The organism is Nonomuraea zeae (genome assembly GCF_005889725.1).
Taxonomy (GTDB): domain Bacteria; phylum Actinomycetota; class Actinomycetes; order Streptosporangiales; family Streptosporangiaceae; genus Nonomuraea; species Nonomuraea zeae.
In genome coordinates this window covers 1-7,608 of sequence record NZ_VCKX01000439.1, presented here as the reverse complement: position 1 = coordinate 7,608, position 7,608 = coordinate 1, and the positions used below count along the sequence as shown (strand labels likewise).

Here is a 7,608-nt window from a genome sequence, read left to right as displayed (position 1 = left end):
GGGCGGGTCGGGGAGACGGGCCGCGATCAGGTCGATGGCCTCGCCGGGGTCGCTGTCCTGGCTCAGCCCGGAGGCCGCCTTGCCCACCGCGTCGTACGCGCCGCCGTACGCCTGCGCCCTGGCCGCGCCCCGGCTGAAGAGGGTCAGCGCCCCGCGCCCGTTGCCGCGCTGGAGGTGCGTCAGCCCGACGCAGATCTGCGCGAGCCCCTGCCACAGCTCGCGCTCGTCCTCCGGCGCGCATTTCCAGCGCCCCTCGAACACCTCGTGCGCGTTGAACGGCAGCCCTTCCCGCAGGAAGCGGCGGCCGTCGGCCAGCGCCTGCTCGGTGGTGGGCGCGTAGTCGTCGGGGACCCTGGCCACGCCGGGCTCGCCGTAGGGGAGCGGCCTGCCGTACGCGTCGCGCGGCCTGGCGTTGCGCGGCCTGCCCTCGGGGTCGCGGTCTCTCATCGGTCGGGCTCCGGGTCGGCCAGCCAGCCGAGCAGCTCGGTGTCGAACACGTCGGGGATCTCCTCATGGGGGAAGTGGCCGGCTCCTTCGAACAGCCGCCACCGGTAGGGGGCCGCCACGTAGCGGCTGGACCCTTGGGCCGTACGCGGGAGGATGGCCGGGTCGAGCGCGCCGTGCAGGTGGAGGGTGGGGGCCTCGACCTCGGTGCGCATGGCCCTGGCGTAACGCCGGCCGTCGGGGCGCAGCTGGGAGCGGCCGAACCAGCGATGATATTCCAGCGAGCAGTGCGCCACGGCGGGGATCGTGAACGCCTCGCGGTAGGTCCGCGCGACCTCCTCCTCCGGCCAGCCGGGTCCCGACCAGTCGTCCAGCAGCCGGCCCACCAGCGACGCGCCGTGGCGCGTGAGCCGGCGCTCGGGCAGCAGCGGGAGCTGGAAGCCCAGGGCCCTGCCGCTCGCCCTGAGCTGCCCGAACGGGTCGGTCAGCAGCGCGTTGCGCAGCCGCAGCGGGTGCGGCGCGGACACGGCGACCAGCCGCCGCACGGACTTGGGGTCGAGCACGGCCATCGTCCAGGCCAGCAGCCCGCCCCAGTCGTGCCCGACCACGATCGCCCCCGTCTCGCCCAGAGCGCGGATCAGCCCGGCCGCGTCGGCGGCCAGGGTGGGCAGGTCGTAACCGCGCGGCGGCTTGTCGCTGCCGCCGTAGCCGCGCAGGTCGGCCGCGACCGCCCGGTATCCGGCGGCGGGCAGCGACTCGAGCTGGTTGCGCCAGGTCCACCAGAACTGCGGGAACCCGTGCAGGAGCAGCACCAGCGGCCCTTCTCCCGCCTCGACGACGTGGAAGCGGGTGCCGCCGGCGTGCACCGCTCGGTGCGTCCACGGCCCCTCGACCTGGACGACCGACTCGTCAGACGCCATCGCGGGTCACCGGCTGGCGATCAGCGTCGAGCACGGGCAGTGGCGGCTCGTCGGGGGTCGCGATCTCCTTGAGGTCCTTGATCGACCGAGCGGTGCGCTTCATCCCGGCCAGCCCCTTGAGCCGCCGGATCCCGATGAACACCAGCAGACCCGCGACCAGCAGGTAGAACACGGTCACGATGAGGAAGGCGAGCCAGTTGGGCAGCCACTGGGCCAGCGCGTACGCGATCGTGAACGACGCGAGGATCAGGCACAGGTGCGCCATGAAGGCGGCGGCGGCGAACAGCCCGCCGGCCATGCCGACCCGTTTGGCGTCGAACCTGAACTCGGCCTTGGCCAGCTCGATCTCCGAGCGGACCAGGGACGAGATGTGACTGCTCGCCTGGGCGACCAGCGAGCCCAGGGATTCTTCCTCGGGAGTCTGCGGCATGAACGTCTCCTATCGAGGCCTGGTGGCCGTGTCAAACATCATCCAGCGCATTGCGCCGGTTGCGTACCCGTATGTGCAGCAGCACCGACGCCAGGATCGACGCGATGAGGCTGGCGGCGAGGATCCCGGTGGTGACGGCTTCCGATCGCTGCCGGTCGTCACCGTACGCCAGGTCGCCGATCAGCAGTGACACCGTGAACCCGATCCCGGCCAGCAACGACACCGCAGCCAGGTCCCGCCATTGAAGCTCCTCCGACAGTTTCGCCAGGCCGAGCCGTACGGACAGCCAGGCACCCCCGAACACGCCGATGAACTTCCCAAGAACGAGTCCCGCTATCACTCCCAGAACTACCCGATCGGAGAACATAGCGCCGAGGCTCGTCGCGTCCAGCTTCACCCCCGCCGACAGGAACGCGAAAACGGGCACGGCCAGGCCGGCCGAGATCGGGCGTACGTAGTGGTCGGCCGCCTCGGCGGGGGAGCGCTGCTCGTCCGGCGCCGTCGTCACCCTGGTCAGCAGGCCGAGTGCCACGCCCGCGACGGTCGCGTGCACGCCGCTGACCTCGACGGCGTACCAGGCGGCCACGGCGAGCGGCACGTACAGCCAGGGGGTGGTGACGTGCCGGCGCTGGAGCACGCCGTACGCGGCGATCAGCGCCGCGCCGAGCAGCAGCATGAGCACGTTGACGTGGTCGGTGTAGAAGACCGCGATGATCGTGATCGCGCCGAGGTCGTCCACGACCGCGCAGGTCAGCAGGAACGCGCGCAACGCCACCGGCATCGCGCTGGCCGTCACCGCCAGCACGGCGAGCGCGAAGGCGATGTCGGTGGCCGTCGGGATCGCCCAGCCACGGGCGGCGTCCCGCGCGCCCCAGCTCACCGCGAGATAGACGAGGGCCGGCACGATCATCCCGGACAGGGAGGCGATGATCGGGAGGGCGGCCTTGCGCAGGTTCGCCAGCTCGCCGTGGACGAGCTCCTCCTTGACCTCCAGCCCCGCGACGAAGAAGAAGATGGTCAGCAGGCCGTTCTGGGCCCACTTGTACAGCTCCAGCGGGCCGATCGTGATCTCGCGCAGGCCGGTGTAGGTGTCCATGGACGCGTTCGCCCAGATCAGGGCGGCCAGCGTGGCGACCAGCATGACGATGCCGCCGATGGTCTCCGTGCGCAGGGCTTCGGCGAGCGCGCGGGCATAGCGGGTGTGAGCTGGGAACGGCCACTTCTCGGAACGCACGGGACTCCCTGTGGGTCGACACTGTCTTTCGCCGACCAGACTTCCCGGCACTCCTGTGATGCAGCTTACCTTTGTAGCCGCATGTCCCACTTTAGGGGACATGCGGCTACAAAGTGGGACTTAGTCCTCGGACTTCGCCGACGGCAGCTTCTCGGAGATCAGGTTCATCACCGTGCTGTCGGCCAGCGTGGTGACGTCGCCGATGCTGCGGTTCTCCGCGACGTCGCGCAGGAGACGGCGCATGATCTTGCCCGAGCGGGTCTTGGGCAGCTCGGGCACCACCAGGATCTGACGCGGCTTGGCGATCGGGCCGAGCGTCTTGGCCACGTGGTTGCGCAGCTCGGAAGCGATGTCGGCGCTCTCTTCGACGCTGCCGCGCAGGATCACGAACGACACGATGGCCTGGCCGGTCACCGGGTCGGTCGCGCCCACGACCGCCGCCTCGGCCACCTTCGGGTGGCTGACCAGCGCGCTCTCCACCTCCGTGGTGGAGATGTTGTGGCCGGAGATCAGCATGACGTCGTCCACGCGGCCGAGCAGCCACAGGTCGCCGTCGTCGTCCCGCTTGGCGCCGTCGCCGGGGAAGTACATCCCCTCGAACCGGCTCCAGTAGGTGTCGATGTAGCGCTGGTCGTCGCCCCAGATCGTGCGCAGCATCGACGGCCACGGCTCGCGGACCACGAGGAAGCCGCCGCCCCCGTCGGGGACGCTGTTGCCCTGGTCGTCCACCACGTCGGCGCTGATGCCCGGGAGCGGGCGCATCGCGGCGCCCGGCTTGCCCGCGGTGACGCCGGGCAACGGGCTGATCATGATGGCGCCGGTCTCGGTCTGCCACCAGGTGTCGACGACGGGGCAGCGGTCGTGGCCGATGTGCTCGCGGTACCAGACGTACGCCTCGGGGTTGATCGGCTCGCCGACCGAGCCGAGGATGCGCAGGCTGGACATGTCGTACTTGGCGGGGATGTCGTCACCCCACTTCATGAACGTCCGGATCGCCGTCGGGGCGGTGTAGAGGATCGTGATCTTGTACTTCTGCGCGATCTCCCAGAACCGGCCGCGGTGCGGGGTGTCCGGGGTGCCCTCGTAGATGACGCTGGTGGCGCCGTTGGCGAGCGGGCCGTACACGATGTAGGAGTGGCCGGTCACCCAGCCGATGTCGGCCGTGCACCAGTAGATGTCGGTCTCGGGCTTGAGGTCGAACACCGCGTCGTGCGTCCAGGCGGTCTGGGTGAGGTATCCGCCGGTCGTGTGCAGGATGCCCTTGGGCTTGCCGGTGGTGCCGCTGGTGTAGAGGATGTACAGCGGGTCCTCGGCGTCGTGGGGCTCGGCGGTGTGCTGGTCGCTCTGGCGCTCGACGACGTCGTGCCACCACAGGTCCTTCTCGCCGACGGCGACGTCCTGGCCGGTGCGGCGTACGACGAGGACGTGCTCGACCTGCGGGCACTCGGCGACGGCCTCGTCCACGGTGGGCTTGAGCGCAGAGGGGTTGCCCCTGCGGTAGCCGCCGTCGGCGGTGATCACGAGCTTGGCGTCGGCGTCGTCGATCCGGCTCTTCAGCGCGCTGGCCGAGAACCCGCCGAACACCACCGAGTGCACCGCCCCGATGCGGGCGCAGGCCAGCATCGCGATCGGCAGCTCGGGGATCATCGGCATGTAGATGGCGACGCGGTCGCCCTTGCTGACGCCGAGCTCTTGGAGGGCGTTCGCGGCCTTGCTGACCTCGCTCTTGAGGTCGCTGTAGGTCAGGGTGCGGGTGTCGCCCTCGGGCTCGCCCTCCCAGTGGTAGGCGACCTTGTCGCCGCGGCCTTCCTCGACGTGGCGGTCGACGCAGTTGTAGGCGACGTTGAGCTCGCCGCCGACGAACCACTTGGCGAAGGGCGGGTTCCATTCGAGCGTCTTGTCCCACCGCTTGGCCCAGGTCAGCCGCTCGGCGGCGCGCTCCCAGAAGGCGAGACGGTCGGCGGCGGCCTCGTCATATGCGGCAGCGGTCACGTTCGCGGCCGCCGCCAGGTCGGCCGGCGGTGCGAACCGGCGGTTCTCCTGCAGCAGGTTCGACAGCGCCTGGGTCTCGTTACCAGGGGTCTCCGGGGCCACCTCGTGCTCCTTCTATGGCCAGATTGGATAGGTCGTGTCCCACTTCACCAGCTCACGGCCTCCACACACAAGAGGTCTAGACAGGTCTGTACCGATCGGTTGGTGCTTATCAGTCAGCCTGACAATTGCTATTGAAATGTTGTCATCTCGAAATCAGGAGAATATGTGATGAGTCGATCACAGTAGTACGGCGGGGTGGGTGAAGCTTTATGGGCCCCCTCGCGGATGGGCCGCAGCCCGATCGCCGGCCCGTTGTGGCGCTCGATTTCCGGGCCTATTTCCTACGGACGGTGACCGTACGCTCCCCACCCGCTGTCACCGCGGCGCGGGGCGTACCAGTGGGGTGTTCGGGGATACCCGCAGGTAAGGTCAGGACCCGTGAGTGACCCATTGGCCGTCATCGCGCAGTTCCCGGGTGTGCCTGACGCGGTGGACGAGGCCCGCCAGGCCGTCGACCGCTTGTACCGGCACCGCGTCCTGCGCCGGGCCAGCCCCGCGGTGTCCACGGAGTCGTCCCTGCGCGGCGCCCGCGCGTCGGCCGCCCTCGAAGGCGTGGACGTGCCGCTCGACGCCCTGCGCCGGGACGAGATCCATGACCCGCTGGTGCAGGGGGCGCTGCGCGCGTCGGCGGAGATGGGGCGCATGGGGCCCACCTGGCGGAAGGCTCCTCGGCAGGTGCTCGCCCGGCTGCACAGCGTGGCGGCGGCCGGCCTTGCGCCGGATCGCTCGGGTACGGACGTCGCGGACGCTCCGGGACCGGACAGCGGGGCAGCCCTCTCGGGGACGGCCGTGTCGGGAACGGTCGCGCCGGGAACGGCCACCTCGGAGGAACGCCCACTCGCCGGCTCTGAGACATCAAGGTCACTGGGGCTGTCGCTGGGGCGCCCGCGCACGGCCGACGAGGCCCCTGACCCGCTCGGCCTCGGCCCCGCCCCGACCGCCAAGGAGGCCGCCGCCCGCATGGACGGCCTGCTCGACCTGCTGGCCCGGCCCACGAAGGCCCCCGCGCTGGTGCTGGCCGCCGTGGTTCACGCGGAGCTGGTCGTGCTGCGCCCGTTCGGTACGGCGGACGGGATCGTGGCCCGCGTCGCCGAGCGCCTGACGCTGGTCGAGTACGGCCTGGACCCGAAGTCTCTGGTGGCCGTGGAGGTGGGGCACCTGGAGCTGCCCTACGCGGACGGCCTGCGGGCGTACCTGAGCGGGACGCCGGAGGGCGTGGCCCAGTGGGTACAACAGTGTGCCTCGGCGGTAACCCTTGGCGTGCGAGAGACGGCCGCCATCTGCGAGGCCATGCAAAGAGGCTGACATAGCTGACGGCGTCCCAGTCATGAGACGCCGTCCGCCGGTGCATCACACCGGGTTACCAAGCGTGCACCTGTATTCGTCGGAGCGGGTCAAGCCCGTCACGACGCGCCTCCCGCGGCTGGTCGCGCGTGGGTGCCTGGTGGATGCACCCGGACAAGTGGTCCGTAGCCCCTTTCTACGACGGATCCGCCCTGATGGGAAGCCCTCGGAGCAAGACCTTTACCCGTGCGTGGACCCGACTGGGAACTTCTGGGCGGTTCTACCCCAGCCGACTCGGTTACCAACCTGTGATGATCACGGAGAGTGATCACCTTTATGTGATCGTTATCGGGTCACGAAAAAACTTGGCGAAAATGCGAGATTGCTCCTCGACGAAACTCGAGTCGATCGGGCAGCATACGGTGGTATCGCCCGAAACTGGAGCGACGGTGCAAGGGATAGGTTTGCAAGTCTCTTGCCAGGCTCCGGTGAAGTGATGAAAGCTTTCTTCTGAAACGGGACCGGCTCTACCCCCCCGGAGCCGGACCGATCAGGCGACCCCCGCTCTCCCCCCCGGCGGGGGTCGCCCCTTTTCCCCACCAACGCAGTCTTCCCGCGCCTGACTCGGCCGGGGGCCGGGCTCGTGGCGGGGCGATCAGGGGAAGCGGCCACCACCGGCCCGCCTGTTCGAGGCGCTCGACCGCGTAACGCTCGATGGTCTCCAGCGGGACTCCCGGGATTGACCACGAGCTACCCCAGCACAGCCGGGCCCTTCCGCAGCCCACCAGAAGCTGCCCAGCCCAGTCGGGCCTTTCCGAACCACGCGTGTCCCAGCCCAGTCGGGTCTCGCCGAGCCCACCGCGGGTTGCCAACCGGCGCGCGGTCTCGCTGAGCCAGCATCGTCACCTACCGCAGCACTCCCTTGGACGCTGGCCGCGTACTGCCTCTGCCAGCCCCTTGGCCGCGCCTCGTCGTGGCGCTTGGCCCCGCGCCTCCTCGGCCGGACCCCCGTCGCGGACCCCGTCACGTGGCCCCGTCACGTGCCCCGGTCACCTGCCCCGGTCACGTGGCCCCGTCACGTGCCCCGGTCACGTTGTCCCCGCCGGGCCTCAGCGCGCGTACCCCCGCCATCGGACCCAGCCGTCGCGCGCGCCTCCGCCATCGGACCCCGACCGCACAGCTCCTGTCTCTTATATACATCT

Annotated in this window: 6 protein-coding genes; 1 reads left to right on the top strand and 5 read right to left on the bottom strand. The window is 70.1% G+C overall.

Annotated elements, in window-relative coordinates:
- The 5 genes from ETD85_RS58070 to acs all read right to left on the bottom strand — a co-directional run.
- The coding region (locus tag ETD85_RS58070) for a DUF309 domain-containing protein (protein ID WP_138698375.1) at positions 1 to 447 on the bottom strand (447 nt) is incomplete at its 3' end.
- A complete protein-coding gene (locus ETD85_RS58065; protein ID WP_138698374.1) occupies positions 444 to 1,364 on the bottom strand; it encodes an alpha/beta fold hydrolase in 921 nt (306 codons plus the stop codon). The genes ETD85_RS58070 and ETD85_RS58065, both read right to left, overlap by 4 nt.
- A complete protein-coding gene (locus tag ETD85_RS65275; protein ID WP_206059552.1) occupies positions 1,354 to 1,794 on the bottom strand; it encodes a phage holin family protein in 441 nt (146 codons plus the stop codon). The genes ETD85_RS58065 and ETD85_RS65275 overlap by 11 nt, the downstream gene beginning before the upstream one ends.
- A gap of 31 nt (positions 1,795 to 1,825) precedes the next feature.
- Complete coding sequence (nhaA, locus tag ETD85_RS58060; RefSeq protein ID WP_240780101.1) at positions 1,826 to 3,028, bottom strand: Na+/H+ antiporter NhaA; 1,203 nt, start codon at positions 3,026 to 3,028, stop codon at positions 1,826 to 1,828.
- Between the two features lie 120 nt (positions 3,029 to 3,148).
- Positions 3,149 to 5,122, bottom strand: coding sequence for an acetate--CoA ligase (gene acs / locus ETD85_RS58055; protein WP_138698373.1), 1,974 nt, complete (start codon positions 5,120 to 5,122; stop codon positions 3,149 to 3,151).
- A gap of 378 nt (positions 5,123 to 5,500) precedes the next feature.
- Here acs and ETD85_RS58050 point away from each other — a divergent pair, with 378 nt between their 5' ends.
- Positions 5,501 to 6,427, top strand: coding sequence for a Fic family protein (locus ETD85_RS58050; protein WP_240780100.1), 927 nt, complete (start codon positions 5,501 to 5,503; stop codon positions 6,425 to 6,427).
- Positions 6,428 to 7,608: the final 1,181 nt, after the last annotated feature.